The sequence below is a fragment of the Marinimicrobium sp. UBA4209 genome, from assembly GCF_002381585.1.
Classification (GTDB): Bacteria; Pseudomonadota; Gammaproteobacteria; order Pseudomonadales; family Cellvibrionaceae; genus Marinimicrobium; species Marinimicrobium koreense.
Window position 1 is genome coordinate 30,509 of record NZ_DFTP01000095.1, and the last position, 315, is coordinate 30,823.

Genomic DNA, 315 nt, shown 5'->3' on the forward strand with positions numbered 1-315 from the left:
TCCACTGTTCAGTCCAATCGTCCAGCTTTTCCGCCAACATGGCATCTACCTCGTTCAGGTTCTGAAGCTCCGGGATGGCTTCGTCTCTAAATCTTACTCTCAACAGCCGGTTTAGCCAAATAGCGACCGAGCGCTGCAAAGGGCGGCTGTTCGGGCCGCTGAGCAGGGCGGTAAGCTGCTTTACTCGGTGGTGCAGCTCCTGGGTACTCTGGCTGAAGCCCAGGCCGATCACATGGCCCAGCACGTTGTCGGGGTACGCATCACTGAAACGGTCGGGAATATCCTGCTCCTCTACCAGGCAGTAGCTCAACTCCG

General features: G+C 57.5%; 1 protein-coding gene. It reads right to left on the reverse strand.

What is annotated here, in order from left to right:
* On the reverse strand, positions 1–315 hold a 315-nt coding region (locus B3187_RS14125), incomplete at both ends, for a hypothetical protein (RefSeq protein WP_286807126.1).